Origin of the sequence: Ruegeria sp. ANG10 (assembly GCF_040705255.1) — a bacterium.
Lineage (GTDB): Bacteria > Pseudomonadota > Alphaproteobacteria > Rhodobacterales > Rhodobacteraceae > Ruegeria.
The window spans coordinates 521630-537058 of the sequence record NZ_JBFCVU010000001.1 but is presented as its reverse complement, the minus strand read 5'-3'; the positions used below and the strand labels follow the sequence as shown (position 1 = coordinate 537058).

Genomic DNA, 15429 nt, shown 5'->3' with positions numbered 1-15429 from the left:
CATCACCCAAGGTTTTTGACTATCTGAGGCCGGCTATTTTTGCGAGATCCCAAACCTGACGTGGCGCGCCCGGAGCTTCGCGCCCAAAGATTCTGTCGAATGGCACGTGATAGGCAGGCGCAATACTGATCGGGGCGTCTGTATTATGGATATCTTTTTCGTATGCAGACATACGGTCCGTCACTAAGACCCTGCCCTCTACGGCCTCGCCCAGTTGTGTTTCATTGGCACCCAAAGGTTCCGAGGCCATGCGAACGAAATAATCCGTTCTGACATCGGTAGGGGCAGGCATGCGCGCATGCACGTAGACCGAAATAACGCCAGCCACATATTGATCCTGCAGTTTTTCCTCGGACCAGGCTGGAGGAAAAGCGCCTCTGATCAGAGCCGACACAATTCGGATTTCGTCCAAGTCGAAAAACGGATCAGACTCGGTTTCAATGGCGATGCGATGCCCCAGATCCCGTGTCACAGTGAATGGGCGCATTGTCTCGGGCCAGCTGCTCCAGGTACTCAAGACCAGCCCGACCAACGCCATAGCGAAAGCAGGGGCCGGAGCGGCCTGAACCGGCCGCAATCGCCAAAAAACGATCAACGGCAGCAAGGTGGCCGGGGCAAAGTGATGCGGTAGAATACGATAGGCTTGAACATAAAAAAACAAAACATACACCACGGTTGTCAGTGTCAGCGCTCTGGACAGCGTATCCTGCCAGCGCCACGCCAACAGCGCCAGTCCCGGCAAAATCCCACAAGGTAGCAACCAAAACAAAAAGCGCTGTGTATCAAAAAGCGTGACAAATCGCAGTCGGCGTAGAATGGCACCCGAACTAAACTCATCAGAGGATCCGGTTAATCCGGCCTTTTCCAGCGCAAACCCCATCAGGGAACTTAGCGCAACAACGCCAACGGCAATCAGCCCAGCCAAAAACACCTGACGGATCGGCTGAAATCGCTCAACAAGAAGGTATGCAATAAGAAAGAAGCCAATCAGCAAAATACCGTTCGGTGCCGTGAATAACGCGAGTGTCGAAACAACCGCCATCCAGCCAATTTTGGCTTCCAAGAAGAACAGTATGAAGCCCAACACCCCCAGAATGATCAAAGGTTCCCGCATCATTGGCATGGCAATATCGGCGAAATACGGATTGTAGGTTGGGTTAAACGCCATCACGAAAGAGAACAAAAGCAGGGCTGCACCCAGCCCGAAAACAGACCACACATCTGTGCGGTTGTTTGATGAACGGACAAAAGCCAACATCACCCCAAATACAATTGAGATGCCTGGTAGGTATGCAAATCGGATAATAGCTTCGGACGGGCCAAGTAGCCGCATGAACCCGGTCTGCAAGATCACTTCGTTCATCATCTTCGGCGATGGGTAACTGCCCAGCGGACCGATTTCCGGAGGCCAGAAGGGCACGCCACGGGTTATAAATAATGCTGCGCTCAGAAAGCCGTGCGCGCCGTCATCATTCAAGGCCTCCCAATAGAATTTCGGTGCCAGCACGAGCAGAACCAGCAAAGGCAGCAGGATCATACCGGCAATATCCCAGCCCCTGCCCTTAAAGATATTAGGTGCCGGCCTGCGCGATATCAAAACGAGTCCGGGCAAGCACAGCAGCAAAATCAGCAGGATAAATGTTGGTCCCATTAGTGACAGACCGCTGATGGCCTGTACCGCGGCCGAAGTTGTGGACACGCCGAAAAGAGAGAACGTAAATCCCTTTAACAACCAAAACTCGAAACGTTCGTCTGGCGCCGCAATACCCAAAGCCAAAAGCAGGCCTGGCGCAATCAGAAGGGCCGACGCCGACAGCGCCACCAACGGCACCCAAACATACAGGAACAACGCATCTTCTGCGATGAAATAGGGAGAGGTTCCGTCCGCCAGCGCAGCTTTTGCCGCAATCTGAGGGGCGATACCCTGCCCGGCCAGGACAATACCGACCAGAATTGCCAGCAAGATAAAATATCGAAATTGCTTCACGGTTCTGGTCAACCTGTCAATTCGAACTCAAAAAGCTGTTCGCCCAAAAGCTCCTGTACAATCAGGCGGGTTCAAAGCCTATCCGCTCATTCGAGTACGGTTTCCTTTCTCAAACGCGGTTTCAGACCTTTTTTTTCGAGGCTTTGACTCGAATTCTTCGTGATAGGACCGTTCGACATTAACATCCCAAACGTCGTTTTCCTCACCCAGAATATTGCGCGCCGCATACATGGCGGACAACATCGAATGGTCCTGATTGTTATAACGATGCAGGCCGTTGCGGCCGACGGTCTGGAAATTCTCAAACGTCTTCAGCCAATCACTGACAATATCCAGCGCTTCTTTGTAATCACCATCATAAACCGGATAGGCCTTGGGTTGCCGGATCACGGTAAAATCGATGACATCGCTAGCCTTGGCCAAACCCAACTGTTCCAGTTCTTGGCCAGCCAATTCTTTGAGGTCCGCGTCTGAAGACGACCAAAGCCCGTCACCCTTCTGGCAGAAATACTCCATTCCGATGGACGAGGTGTCCTGGTTGGGCAGCATTTCCTTGGACCAGGCGCGGAAATTCTGGATGCGCCCGACCTTTACCTTGGGACTATGGATGTAAATCCAGTTGTCTGGGAATGGATCGGCGTGATCAAGCATCAAAGTCACAATCAAGAAATCGCGATATCTCAGGCGATCGGCAGCCTCGACAACCTCTGGCGGCGGCGGCGGATCAAATGCATGGATCAGGTCGCGCACGGCCATTGAGTTGATGAACTCATCGCCCTCTACCCGTTCGGTCGTTTTGTCGCCGTTTTCGTCCCAATGACGCACATCAATCGACGTCACACGGGTGCCGTCGCGATTGACCTGCACCACTTCGGAATGTGTCTCAACACTGCCACCCCTTTCCCGGATCAGATCGCGGGTCTTTTCCCACATCATACCGGGGCCAAGGCGGGGATACTGAAACTCTTCGATCAGGCTGGCGGTGTCATTGGCACCGGAAATCGCGTTCCAGACTGCCTTGGGCAAAGACAGGTTCTTGATCCGCTGCGCAGCCCAGTCCGCCCGAATTTCTGACGGCGGAATTCCCCAGACCTTTTTGGTGTAGCTGTGGAAGAAATGTAAATATAGCCGCCCGCCAAAACGGTTGATGACCCATTCTTCAAAGGTATCTTCTTGTTTTTTAGGGCGGATCTTCCATTTCACGAAGCTGCCGATGATCTTATAGGTCTCATAGGGGCCTATATTGCCAAGGGCATTGAAGATACGCAGCGGGTAATCATAAAACTTGCCGCGATAGAAAATGCGGCTCAGGCGTTGCACGGTGATGAAATCATCTCCCATCACCTCGTGCCACATATCTTCAACCTCGCGCACCTTGGTAAAAAACCGGTGCCCTCCGATATCAAAACGGTAACCATTGAAAGTTTCGGTGCGTGAAATGCCGCCAACCATGTCCGAGGCCTCAAAGACCTGGGGAACATGCGTTTCACTAAGTTTCTGAAGCTCGTGGGCTGCAGTCAACCCGGCAGGCCCGCCACCGATAATTACGACAGGAACGGTATCTTTTTGCAAATGACTAACACCCGTATACTCGAAAAAAACTGACTACAAACTACTAGAGCTTATCACCATTTCATAACAAATTCCTAATGATCGGCCCAAATAATATGCCCAGGCTTTTCACGGACCCAATCCGTACCCGGCAAAATGCAATCTGTCCTGCCATGATATTGGGCTGCTGATCCCACAGGCAGGCACTGCGCCAGATCGCGTGCATTAACAGCAGACCTCTCGGAAAAATGCCTCCCGATTTCAGGATGGGTGTCGCGTAAAACGATCGACGCCACCTTCCAACAGGTTGAGTTACATGAACTATTTCGTCAGGCCCTGATCGACACATGAATTTCTTTCGCCTGTGCTGGGAAAAACTTTAGGTCTGGTCGCAACTAAGCGCGCCATCCTACGGCATCAAGAGAACAGCCCGAGCGGAGAAAAGGACAAGAGTGGTGGTGTCGTAACTTCGCTTCCGCCCAAAATTCTGAATCAACAATACACCCCATTTGTCTTCATTGTGTGCTTTTGAGGGTCAGTTGTGGTGCGATGGCCAAGTGCCGAACCTGACTATCCACTGAATCTTGACACGGGCAAGGTGCTCCCGCCTACTGCATGTAGGTGTTTATTGAGAACGAGGTCGTGGCCGACTGACGTTCGTAGTTAACGATTGATGGCTGACCCCTTATTGGAGAGGGAGCAATTTTATGAAGTGCGTTATTCTGGCTGGTGGTTTCGGAACAAGGCTCAGCGAAGAGACCGTCAGGATACCAAAGCCTATGGTCGAGATCGGGGACAAACCGATCATCTGGCATATCATGAAGATCTACGCCGCCCATGGGGTCACGGATTTCATCGTCTGTCTTGGCTACAAGGGTTATGTGATCAAGGAATACTTTGCGAACTTCTTTCTGCACAGTTCGGACGTCACCATTGATCTGGCCAATGGTGGCCTTGAGATCGCGAACAGCAAATCGGAACCTTGGCGCGTGACCCTGGTCAATACCGGCCAGGACAGCCAGACTGGCGGGCGGCTTCGCCGGGTCATGCATCTGCTTAAGGATGAAGAGGCCTTTTGCATGACCTATGGGGACGGGGTCGGAAACGTCGATATCAGCGCACTGATCGCGTTTCACAAAAACCACGGAAAACGTGCAACACTGACTGCGGTGATCCCGCCGGGACGCTTTGGGGCGTTGGAACTGGACGGCAACCGGATCGACCGTTTCGCCGAAAAGCCGGGCGGCGATGGCGGGTTTATCAATGGCGGGTTCTTCGTTTTGAATCCGTCGGTCGGCGAATTGCTGCATGGGGATAGTGAGATTTGGGAACGCGATCCGCTTGAGTCCCTGGCTGCAGACGGCGATCTGATGGCGTTCCGCCACAAAGGGTTCTGGCAACCAATGGATACACTCCGCGATCGCCGCCAGCTTGAAGAGCGTTGGCAGGAAGACAATGCCCCATGGAAGGTCTGGGAATGACGCTAAGGCCTTCTCCGAAAATCATCCTGCTGGGCAATCTGGGCTATATCGGTCCTATTGTGGCCGCCACTTTGCGGAAATCCTGGCCCAACGCCAACTTAGTCGGGGTCGATCCCGGGTTTTTCTCGGACCGGCTGACCACACATAATGCGTGGCCCGAACGGTTTCTGAACCAGCAGATCATTGCTGATATCCGCGACATCGATTCCTCGTTGTTCCAAGGGGCCGACGCAGTTGTTGCGTTGGCGGCGGTTTCAAATGATCCGATGGGTGCGCGGTTTGAAACCGTTACCACGGAAATCAATCAGGACGCCATTGTACAGGCCGCACACCTGGCAGCCGAAGCCGGGGTATCGCGGTTTGTCTTTGCCTCCAGCTGCTCCGTATATGGATTTGCCGAGGGCGACGCGCGATCCGAGGATGCGCCATTGAATCCACTGACCGCCTATGCCCGCAGCAAAATCGGAACCGAGCGGGCGCTTGAGGCCATGAACACGCCGGGAATGCTGCGCACTGCGCTGCGCTTTGCCACCGCTTGCGGGCCGTCGCCCCGGTTGCGGCTTGATTTGGTATTGAACGATTTTGCGGCCTGCGCCGTCACCGCTGGCAAGATCACCGTACTGAGTGACGGCAGCCCGTGGCGGCCGCTCATCGACGTGCGCGACATGGCCCGAGCCATCGACTGGGCGATCACTCGGACCGAAGATGCCGGGGGCCAATGGTTGGCAGTCAATGCGGGATCGGATGCGTGGAATTATCAGATCCGCGATCTGGCGCAGGCTGTGGCTGAAGCCGTGCCAGGGGCCAGCTATTCGATCAATCCCGATGCTGCCCCTGACAACCGTTCGTATAAGGTCGACTTTTCGCTGTATAAGCAACTGGCGCCTGAACATCTGCCCGTCCAAACGCTTACGGATACAATTGCCGATCTGCTGCACTTGTTGAGTGAAATCCATTTCAAAGACCCCGATTTCAGATCCTCACCGCTGATGCGACTGAAAGCGCTGGAAGAACATATCCACAATGGCGTGCTGAGCGAGGACCTGCGCTGGAGGATGCCGCAATGACACAACCTGCTTGCAGACACTGCGGCGCACCGCTGAGCCAAACACTGGTCGATCTCGGGCTGTCGCCACTGGCCAATTCCTATGTTCCGCCCGAACGCGCGAACACGGCATGCCCGCGTTACCCGCTGCATGCCTGGGTTTGCAACGATTGCTATCTGGTGCAGGTCGAAGATGCGGTGCCCGCTGACGAGATATTCAATGGCGATTACGCGTATTTCTCTAGTTATTCAGACAGTTGGCTGGCCCATGCCAGATCTTATGTAGACAAGATGGTCGAGCGTCTTCAACTGGGTTCGGATGATCTGGTGATCGAAATCGCCTCGAATGACGGGTACCTGCTGCAGTATTTTGTCGAAAAGGGCATTCCGGTGCTGGGCATCGAACCTTCGGGCAGCGTGGCAGCCGCCGCCGAACAGAAAGGCGTGCGCACATTGGTCGATTATTTCGGCGAAACACTAGCCCAGAAGGTCGCCGCAGCCGAGAAACCGCCATCGCTGATCGCCTCGGCCAATGTTCTGGCCCATGTGCCCGATATCAATGATTTCGTCGCCGGAATTGCCACTTTGCTAACCGGTGAGGCGGTTTATACGGTCGAATTTCCGCATCTTCTGAATCTGATCAACGAAGTGCAGTTCGACACGATTTATCACGAACATTATTCCTATCTGTCGCTGTTGGCGGTCGAAAAGATTTTCGCCAAAGCCGGCCTGCGCGTGTTCGATGTCGAGGAACTGCCCACTCATGGCGGTTCGTTGCGGGTATTTGCCTGTCTTGAAGGGGCCAATCACCCTGAAGGACCCGGCCTTGCCAAGGTCCGCGCCGATGAGGCGGCGGCGCAGTTCAACCGCCCCGAAGGCTATATGAACTTTACTGGTCAGGTCGAGGCGGTACGCGACGGGCTGCTTGCCTTCCTGCGCGAGGTCGCGGCCCGCGGTGATACTATCGCCGCGTATGGGGCGGCTGCCAAAGGCAATACATTGCTGAACTATGCTGAGATCGGGCCTGATCTGATTTCATATTGTGTGGATCGCAATCCGGCCAAGCAGAACACGCTTTTGCCCGGCAGCCACATTCCTGTACACGGGGTCGAGGCGCTGCGCGAGACACCACCCAATTATGTTCTGATCCTGCCCTGGAACATCCGGGACGAAGTCATCGATCAGCTGGCCGACCTCAAGGCCTGCGGCACTCGGTTCGCAACGGCCGTGCCAGAGGTCAGGATCAGCTGATGGCACGGGTTCTGCTGACCGGAGCGGCCGGTTTGATCGGCCGTGCGACAGCATCGGTTTTGGCGGGGGCAGGCCATGAAGTCGTGACACTGGGCCGGAACCCGGGCAGCGACATCATCTGCAATCTGCTGAACCCCATCGCCACAACAACAGCCCTTGAAACAGCCCAAACCAGCCATCTGGTTCATCTGGCATGGCATGACGGGCCGCGCGATCGCTGGGCTTCTCCGGTCAATCTGGACTGGATGGCAGCCACGTTGCATCTGGTGCAGGAATTTGCACGCATAGGCGGCCAACGCGCGGTCTGCGCAGGAAGCTGTGCCGAATATGACTGGTCTGAGGCGACCCTGACAGAAACAAGCCCCTTGCGACCCCGCACGCTTTACGGGGCAGCCAAGGCCGGGACCGGTCTGGCGCTGTGCAAAGGGCAGGACGCGCTTGGCCTTTCGCTGGCCTGGGCCCGCATCTTTTTCGTTTACGGGCCGGGCGAGCCGCCAGGGCGGCTGCTTGGGGATCTGATTTCAAACCTGCGTGCGGGTCAGCCAGTGAAATGTACCGACGGGCTGCAAAAGCGTGACTTTCTGCATGTCGACGATCTGGCCCGCGCGTTGTCAAGCCTGCTGGATACCGATGAGGTCGGCGCGGTCAATGTTGCCAGCGGCACCGCAATCGCGGTGCGGGACCTGATTGCAGAGGTCGCAACCCAAATGCATCACCCCGATCTGATCCAATTGGGCGCAATTGCGCGAGCGCCGGACGATCCGGACCTGTTAGAGGCGGACGTGACCCGGTTGCGCGACAAGGTCGGTTTTAGACCGCAGCATAACTTGAATTCGGGGGTGGCAGATATCCTGCGCGCCGAAGGAAGGGCATTGTGAAAAAATGGCTTGCACCCCGTCGGAATTCTTTCATGCGCTTTGTGTTGGTCGGAATATTGAACACTGCGTTCGGCTACATACTTTTTGCCATCCTCAGCCTGTCCGGCCTACCGCCGCAGGTCGCGTTGGTAATCTCGTTTTCTGTTGGGGTTTTATGGAATTTCATTACCCATGCCCGGCTTGTATTCGACTCTAAGGGCCTGAATCGATTGCCACACTATATTCTGTCCTATGTGATGGTTTACGCTTTCAATGCGTTATCGTTAGAAGGCTTGCTGTCACTTGGATTGCAGCCGATCATTGCACAGGGACTGATAGTGCTGCCGGCGGCCATCCTGGCATTCATCGCCATTTCCCGGGCGCTGACCGATCGCTTTCCCTGGCAACAGAAAATCTGACACGTCGGCCATGTGTCAAATTTCGCAGCCCTCGGCGAACGCACCCCGGGCTAGTTGGCATCCCCGAGATAGATAACTTCGCGCCCGGGGAAGGCTTCGATCACAGCCGCGTTCTGCTCGGCCCCCAGATCGCGCAGGAAGATCGGTTTATCCAATGGGAGAAACGGATCGTTGAGGTAAAGCGCAGACCCGATGTTATGGTGTGCGGACACAAATACCAGCGCATTTCCGATATCGCCGGCCTGCGCCATCCGCCTTATGTCGCCGGAATAGTTACCATAGTTCTGATATTTCGAAACCCCGCGCCAGGACGTGAAACTCACAACTGAAACCGCACACAACAACAAGACAACGTTGCCCAGGCGGCCTCGGTGCTTTTCCGGCAGGCGGCGGTTGATCTCTTCAATTCCGGCCGCGGCCAGAACTAGCGCGGGCAGCGCCGCAGTGTACCAGTAACGCGGGCCGATATAGAACCCGCCGATAAACCAGTAAAAGAACAGCGCGCCGATGATGGTCAAGAAAGCCAAAAGCATCGCCCAATCGAACTTTGTCAAGCTGTTGCGCCAGAGCAAGGCAACCCAAACCGGGATGAGTGAGCCAAAAACCCAGCCCAGAAGTTCCATGTTGAGCGCCGCAAACCCGTGCAACATGTTCACCAGCCCCTCCAGCGGGCTGTGACCGGGCCACATATCAAGCGCACCAAAGTTTTTCTCGGGCGGGCCGACGGTTGGGCCGAACCCAAAGGCGTTGCCGGTGTCACCCCAGATGCGGACAAAGTAGTCGGCTTGCGGCGTCAGCAAAAACTGTTCCGTAAAGGCGTAGTTGAACAACAAAAAGGCCGACCCGGACAGAACCCCGCCCGCCGTATAGGTTGCAACCTGCCCACCCCCGGTGGGAAGACGACGAAGCAGCCACAAGCCCGCCAATCCACCCACGATAACTCCATCAAGCGGCCGGATCACAAACACCCAACCCAGGGCCAACCCGGCGACAAACGCGAGTGCAATGTCCCGCAATGTCGATCCCGAACCTGCCCGAAGCAGACACCACAGGCCAACAAGCACCATGAAGACCGTTGCCGAATGCGCCATCAATGACGCGCCGACCGCCAGAACCCACGGAGACGTTGCCATTAGCAGGGCAACCAGATCAGCGCGTTCCCGGCTGACCGTACGCCGCAGGATGTCATGGGTCAGCCAAACCGAAGCCCCGGTCAGCAGCGGGTTGACCAGCCAGGGCGCCCCAATAAGCACCCCGAGGGACAGGACTGCCGACCAGCCCGGCGCAAAGACAGAAAGCCACCGGTCGTCACGGATATCGAGCAGAAAGTAGTCCAGCGCGGGTTGGGCGGCCTCGGGTGGTGCCGGGCTCCATAAAGCGCCGCTGGCAAAGATACGGGCCTGGAAAAGATAGCACAGCTCATCTTCCACATGCGGCACGCGATCAAAGGCCGTCCAGGCGAGGGTTGCACTGACCAAAGTTGCAAAGATGGCAAGGCCAGATACAGGAAGGCGCGGGGCATGATCAGGACCAGAGACGGTAAAAACCGCAACCAGCGTGGCAATCTGGACAAGGGATAATACACCTCCGACGCCGATCTGCAGCCCAAATGCGGTATAGTAGCCATAGTTGATGTAGGGCGTTGCGGAAATGCTGAAGGCGGCGATCAGAACCACCAGCAGGGCTAGGCGCAATCCCCCTGCCTGTGCAAAAAGACAGCGTATTGCCGCCCGACCGGCAGGACGCATCAGGACGAAAAACGTCAGGCCCGCCTGTGCGGCCAGTATCGCCAGCATGATCAGGTTTTCTGGCGGGTCTGTCGAAATCTCGAGCCTAGGAAACCAAAGCGGCTGCGTCAGCCACAGCCTGGCCGCGCTGCCCAAAAGCACCGCGCCCCCCAAAAGACCAAAAAGCAATTGCCTACGAGACCAGAAAACTGCCAGCAAAAGCACCGCTGCCGCAGTCATCGCGGCAAACCAGATACGCATCTCGGTCAGCGTGGCATTCGTAACCGTAGGCTCCTCGGCCCAGACCGGTCCTGCGCAGGCCCACAGGGCAAAAGCAACACCGCACCATCGCAGCGGCACCAAACAAGCCCTCATGCCGTATGCTCATCTTTGAGCATTGCTGGATCGCGGGCTGGGCCTTCGATGTTGATACGTTCCTGTTCGGTAACAATCGGGCCGCCTCGGACCTGATTGTGGATCGAGGTGATGTATTCCCCCAGCATGCCGATAAACAGCATCTGAATCCCCGAAAGGAAAAACAGCGCCACGATAATGGTCGTGGTCCCGCGCGGCGCCTGATCCGGGTCGACGAAATAGAGCAACGTGGAAAAGATCGAAAACAGGATGCAGCTGATCGCAATCACCAGCCCGCTGAGCGTACAGAACCGCATCGGTGCCCGCGTGAATGAGAAGATTGCATTCAGCGCCTGATCGGTCAGGGCCATCAGGCTGTGTTTGGACAAACCTTTTTTCCGAGCCTTCCAGACATAGGGAAGGATGATCCTGCGGAAGCCGCAGCTGGCGATGATGCCGCGGATATAAGGGTAGTGATCGTTATGGGACAGCACCGCCTTCAAAACCTTACGGTCGATCAGTTGAAACTCGCCCACCGACGGCTCCAACCATACATCTGACAACCCATTGACAATAGAATAAAAAACACCACGTGCGCTGCGCATCAGGAACCCTTCCTCTCGGGTGCTGCGCGCGCCGGCCACCACGTCATAGCCGCTTTCCCAAAGCTCGACAAATTCGGGGATCATTTCGGGGGGATCCTGCAGATCAACCGGCAGCATGACAACAATACCGTCGCCGCTGGCGTAACGCAGCCCGTTGAACGTCGACCGGAACACCCCAAAATTGCGGGCATTCACCACGACCTTCACATCCTGATCTTTTTCAGCAATCTCCCGCAGAATTTCTACGGTTCTGTCGCTTGAGGCATTGTCGATGAAGATGTGTTCTCGCCTGTAACCAGGCAAATTTTTGTCGAAAATCTCTTTGACGGTTTTGTAGCAATCCGCAACGTTGCTTTCTTCGTTAAAGCACGGCGAGACAATTGAAATGGTTTTCATATCATATCTTTGCTTAACAACTACAATCTCCGGTTACCCACCGCCGGTTCGGTCACACTTATATCATCCCGCGCCCTTGCAGATTCGCGCAACAGGCAATCCGCAGAAATGTTTTAAAATGCAGTGTGTTTAACGCCACAGACCTAAATCCATTTCCCTGGACCCGAGTGCGGATTTATCCAGGAAACCTGCATCAATTTTGTTCCAACTAGTAGTCACATACGAACTACACACTCAGAGGTTCTGCGTGTCTGAACTTCGGGTGATGTGCGCTGTCACACTGGCGTCCGACTAAGTGATAATCGCCGCCAAAACCTCTCTTTGGTATAAGCGTTCTGACGGACGATGCCTCCGCGCCCCTAGAAGACTGCGAAGATCATGCCGTCAGTGGTGTTCTTGAACTGGCACCGAGACAGACGGTTCACGAGACGATTTGGAGTTCAATTTCGCCGCAGAAGCGCCTTCAACGTCAAGCCGCAACTGACCGGAAATCAGGGCCTGATCTTAGTTGCACCGTATCCGTGATAGACGTGGTTTCAATGTTTCCAGGGACCATCCGAAATTGCAGGGCTCTCAATGAAATCCTATCAACCCTTGCTGTTCAAAACTGCCAAAATCGGCGCTTTATAACACAATTTCAGCAGCTTGAATGCTATTCAAGACAAGCCAATTGAGTTATCATATTTGGGTCTCATCGGAGCTTGACTTCATATGACTCGTAAATTTCGTAACCAGTTGTTCAGGCTTCACACTTGGATTGGACTATTTCTTTCCGCCTTTTTCACCTTCATGTTTCTGACAGGTACGTTGCTTGTGGCAGGGTTCGAGATCGAATCCATAGGTCGGCCGGAGATCTGGACGACCCTGCAAGAAGACGAGCGTACAGCAAGTTTCGGCCAAATCTATGATGGGATCAAATCCGCACATCCCGAAGGCAAGGCGTTTGTTATCCTCAAGCATCCAAAGTCTTGGCTGGTGGATCGCACATTTGGGCACACAGGATGGGGTGAGCGCGTCAGTTACTGGACAGACCCCGCCACAGGCACCGTCGTTTATGAGACAGGCGATCCAGGATTCAGCACCATTCTTGCGGGGCTTCACGATACATTCCTGATCGACAACAGATTTGTGTTCATTCTCATTAGCGCGATGTCCATCCCATTGCTTTTTCAGATGGTCAGTGGGCTAATCACCTACCGGCGCTTTTGGAAAGGATTTTTCAGATGGCCCAGCAGCGCGGGCGGCTTTAGAATGTGGGCCGGCGGCGCCCATCGGCTGACGGCTCTCTGGGCGGCACCGCTGGTCTTTTTGATTGCCATAACAAGCTTCTTTTTTCTGCTGGGGGGCCTGGGGATTGAAGGGGGAAAACTGAAATTCCAACCCACCGCCCCACGCGAAGCTGCCCTGCCCGATGGGTTTGACGGAACCGTCATCAATGCGGCCGAAGCAAAAGCTCGGGCCGCGCTTCCAGGCTTTCATCCGGTCACCCTGACGCTTCCCGGTGGCAAGGCCGGCAGTTTAAAGTTTATCGGGCAACATGAGGACTTCTCACATTTTCGCGGCGAGACCACCGTAGCCGTTGATCCGCTGACGCTGGAGGTTCTTGACATCTACACGCCAGCTGACTTCCGGGGGCTTGCTCGTGTGAACTTGTTGATGGAGATGCTGCACTACGGAACTTGGGGTGGACCATTTTCCATGGCGCTGTGGATTGTTCTGGGGTTAGTGGCCACAGGCCTCGCCTTTACCGGTTCGTTGATCTATGCGGCCCGTCTGGCCCCGCCTTCCCAAGCAGAGGGGTCTTTTAAGCGCGTCTGGCGCGGGATGGGGTTTGTACGCTGGATCTATCTGCTGTTGCTGATGGGTATTCTTGCGGTTGTATATTGGCGCGTGAACCCGGACGCATATGTCCCGTCCCGCGTGCATCCGGTTGATGCCAACGGCGCGGTGGCACAGCTGGTCCTACATGAACCGCTGCGGCGCGATACCCTGATCGAGATTGAATTGCGTATCGGCGCACCGGATGTCAGTGCGGCCCTGGTTGAGGTCAACGGGACCACAGCACAATCTGTTGATCTGGCCCGGGATGGGGACAAAGCCTTGGGCCGTTTCAGGTTTGAGCCCCTCGAGTCCGGAAACGAGGTCATTGCCTACCTGAAAAAACCCGATGGTACGGAACAGAAAGTCACGTTCCGAATGGGCAATCCTATTTGGTAATCTCAGACCCGAGCGGCCAGATCCTTAAGCACCGCAAACCGGTCTCGCATCGTTACAAATGAAAGGCAGGTGTAGATCGCCACACCCGCCACGACGCCCACAATCAGACGCAAGATGTTTGCCTGATCCCCCAAAACCGCCTGACATCCCGCAACCCCCGCCGCCATGATCCCCGCCGAGATCAGAGGCCGGACATGCAGTGAGGCCAATCTGGAAACAGGCTGATCTGAAATCACGGCCAGATTGGCGAATTTGAACGGCCACATAATCAGAAAGACGGTGGTAAAGGCGGCGGTGACTACCGGCACGCCATACGGGGCGGCAACCGTGATCGCAATGGTCGCAAGCACCACCTCGATCCACGACAGCACGGCTAATCTGCCGGGTTGGCCTGATGCCAGGCAAAAGGTCTGCTGTACCCTTTCTGTGCAGAGATACATTCCGAAAACGGACATCAGACTTAGAACCGGCGCTGCGGGGCTCCATTTCTCACCAAACAAAAACACCAGTACCGGCTCGGACAAGACGGCCAATCCGGCGAAGGCCGGAAAGGTCACAAACCCGGTCAGGCGCATGACGTCCAATAGCATCTCAGACGCGCGCCCTCCGCCGCGCGTTACCGCCGCAAAAGCGGGCTGCGAGACCATGCGCAGCGGCGTGATAGTCAGAAATGAGGCCGTCTCCACAACCCGCCAGGCAATCGCATAGTACCCGGCTGCAACCGGGCCCAGCATCGCGCCGATCAAAACCGCAGGTGACTGTACCGCCGCCAGTTCAGCCGCGCGCAGGCCGATGACCCGGTGACTGAAATGAAGAACCTGCCGCATCTGGTGACCTGACACGTGAAAGGTGGGACGCCACGAGACGGCGCCCCAGGCCATCAGGATATTCGTGGCGGTCATCGCTACCCGCTGACCGACCAGGCTCCAGACTCCGTATCCTGCAAGGGCCATACCGATCCCGACAGCCCCGCCAACGATTGCACCAAGAGCCGCGCGCACAGCGAGAACACGAAACCGCATCTCGCGCCGCAAAAGCGCCACCGGCACCGCCGTGAGCGAGATCATCAGCACCGTTGGCGACAACCCGATCAGCAATTGCCCGGCAATAGCTTCGTCATAAAAGGTCGATACCGGCCCCGCACCCAGAATAATCAACGCGGTCAGGCAAGCGCCCAGAAGCCCCAAAAGCCAAAAGACCGAATTCAGCCGTTCAGGTGTCAGCGTGTCCTGAGTCAGCAAAATCTCGGATATGGTTTCGCGTACCAGAAACTCGGAAAACAAAACAAAGGCAGCAGCCATTGCCAATAGGCCGAAGGCCTCGGCCCCAAGCAACCGCGCCAGAATGGCTATTATAATGAAATTGAATGCCTGTTCTGCCCAGACGCCGAAAGACATCCAGGCAACGCCGCTGGTGAAACGTCGCCCCCGCGACATCAAAACCCTTCCCACTGACTTATTGCCCCGCGAAACCGCGGGCATTCTGTATCAAAGCGTAGCGGTTTGGAAACACTGCTGTCGAGATCACCCGTCGCTTCTT

At 55.6% G+C, this 15429-nt stretch carries 11 protein-coding genes; 6 read left to right on the top strand and 5 right to left on the bottom strand.

Annotated features, from left to right (window positions below; translation table 11 throughout):
• Positions 1 to 19: 19 nt before the first annotated feature.
• Complete coding sequence (locus AB1A64_RS02485; RefSeq protein WP_366549953.1) at positions 20 to 1987, bottom strand: hypothetical protein; 1968 nt, start codon at positions 1985 to 1987, stop codon at positions 20 to 22.
• 78 nt (positions 1988 to 2065) lie between these two features.
• Positions 2066 to 3559: an NAD(P)/FAD-dependent oxidoreductase gene (locus tag AB1A64_RS02480; RefSeq protein WP_366549952.1), complete on the bottom strand. Its 1494-nt coding sequence runs from the start codon at positions 3557 to 3559 to the stop codon at positions 2066 to 2068.
• A gap of 686 nt (positions 3560 to 4245) precedes the next feature.
• On the opposite strand from AB1A64_RS02480, the gene rfbF reads away from it, so the two are divergent.
• From rfbF to AB1A64_RS02455, 5 genes are read left to right on the top strand one after another with little or no spacing between them, the layout of a single operon-like run.
• Positions 4246 to 5019: a glucose-1-phosphate cytidylyltransferase gene (rfbF, locus tag AB1A64_RS02475; protein ID WP_366549951.1), complete on the top strand. Its 774-nt coding sequence runs from the start codon at positions 4246 to 4248 to the stop codon at positions 5017 to 5019.
• Positions 5001 to 6086, top strand: coding sequence for an NAD-dependent epimerase/dehydratase family protein (locus tag AB1A64_RS02470; RefSeq protein WP_366549950.1), 1086 nt, complete (start codon positions 5001 to 5003; stop codon positions 6084 to 6086). Before rfbF ends, AB1A64_RS02470 begins: the two co-directional genes overlap by 19 nt.
• Positions 6083 to 7315, top strand: a complete 1233-nt coding sequence (locus tag AB1A64_RS02465) for a class I SAM-dependent methyltransferase (protein ID WP_366549949.1) — start codon at positions 6083 to 6085, stop codon at positions 7313 to 7315. Before AB1A64_RS02470 ends, AB1A64_RS02465 begins: the two co-directional genes overlap by 4 nt.
• Positions 7315 to 8193 carry an NAD(P)-dependent oxidoreductase gene (locus tag AB1A64_RS02460; protein ID WP_366549948.1) on the top strand — a complete coding sequence of 293 codons (879 nt, stop codon included), beginning with the start codon at positions 7315 to 7317 and terminating at the stop codon, positions 8191 to 8193. The genes AB1A64_RS02465 and AB1A64_RS02460 overlap by 1 nt, the downstream gene beginning before the upstream one ends.
• Before the next feature lie 32 nt (positions 8194 to 8225).
• The gene (locus AB1A64_RS02455; protein ID WP_170516152.1) at positions 8226 to 8591 is read left to right on the top strand and encodes a GtrA family protein; all 366 of its coding nucleotides are present in this window, start codon (positions 8226 to 8228) and stop codon (positions 8589 to 8591) included.
• Positions 8592 to 8641: 50 nt separating this feature from the next.
• On the opposite strand, the gene AB1A64_RS02450 is transcribed toward AB1A64_RS02455, so the two are convergent.
• Together AB1A64_RS02450 and AB1A64_RS02445 are read right to left on the bottom strand one after the other, a co-directional pair.
• Positions 8642 to 10693 carry a hypothetical protein gene (locus AB1A64_RS02450; protein WP_366549947.1) on the bottom strand — a complete coding sequence of 684 codons (2052 nt, stop codon included), beginning with the start codon at positions 10691 to 10693 and terminating at the stop codon, positions 8642 to 8644.
• Entirely contained in the window at positions 10690 to 11673 is a 984-nt protein-coding gene (locus AB1A64_RS02445) for a glycosyltransferase family 2 protein (protein ID WP_366549946.1), read from the bottom strand. The genes AB1A64_RS02450 and AB1A64_RS02445 overlap by 4 nt, the downstream gene beginning before the upstream one ends.
• Positions 11674 to 12384: 711 nt before the next feature.
• Between AB1A64_RS02445 and AB1A64_RS02440 the strand changes: the two genes are divergently transcribed.
• Positions 12385 to 13890, top strand: coding sequence for a PepSY-associated TM helix domain-containing protein (locus AB1A64_RS02440; RefSeq protein ID WP_366549945.1), 1506 nt, complete (start codon positions 12385 to 12387; stop codon positions 13888 to 13890).
• Between the two features lie 2 nt (positions 13891 to 13892).
• Here AB1A64_RS02440 and AB1A64_RS02435 read toward each other — a convergent pair whose 3' ends face one another.
• A complete protein-coding gene (locus tag AB1A64_RS02435; RefSeq protein ID WP_366549944.1) occupies positions 13893 to 15326 on the bottom strand; it encodes a lipopolysaccharide biosynthesis protein in 1434 nt (477 codons plus the stop codon).
• Positions 15327 to 15429: the final 103 nt, after the last annotated feature.

Bases quoted from the DNA above. Each gene is read 5' to 3' on its own strand.
- AB1A64_RS02450 (WP_366549947.1), bottom strand. From the start codon at position 10,693: ATGAGGGCTTGTTTGGTGCCGCTGCGATGGTGCGGTGTTGCTTTTGCC.
- rfbF (WP_366549951.1), top strand. From the start codon at position 4,246: ATGAAGTGCGTTATTCTGGCTGGTGGTTTCGGAACAAGGCTCAGCGAA.
- AB1A64_RS02435 (WP_366549944.1), bottom strand. From the start codon at position 15,326: ATGTCGCGGGGGCGACGTTTCACCAGCGGCGTTGCCTGGATGTCTTTC.
- AB1A64_RS02440 (WP_366549945.1), top strand. From the start codon at position 12,385: ATGACTCGTAAATTTCGTAACCAGTTGTTCAGGCTTCACACTTGGATT.
- AB1A64_RS02465 (WP_366549949.1), top strand. From the start codon at position 6,083: ATGACACAACCTGCTTGCAGACACTGCGGCGCACCGCTGAGCCAAACA.
- AB1A64_RS02455 (WP_170516152.1), top strand. From the start codon at position 8,226: ATGCGCTTTGTGTTGGTCGGAATATTGAACACTGCGTTCGGCTACATA.
- AB1A64_RS02445 (WP_366549946.1), bottom strand. From the start codon at position 11,673: ATGAAAACCATTTCAATTGTCTCGCCGTGCTTTAACGAAGAAAGCAAC.
- AB1A64_RS02460 (WP_366549948.1), top strand. From the start codon at position 7,315: ATGGCACGGGTTCTGCTGACCGGAGCGGCCGGTTTGATCGGCCGTGCG.
- AB1A64_RS02470 (WP_366549950.1), top strand. From the start codon at position 5,001: ATGGAAGGTCTGGGAATGACGCTAAGGCCTTCTCCGAAAATCATCCTG.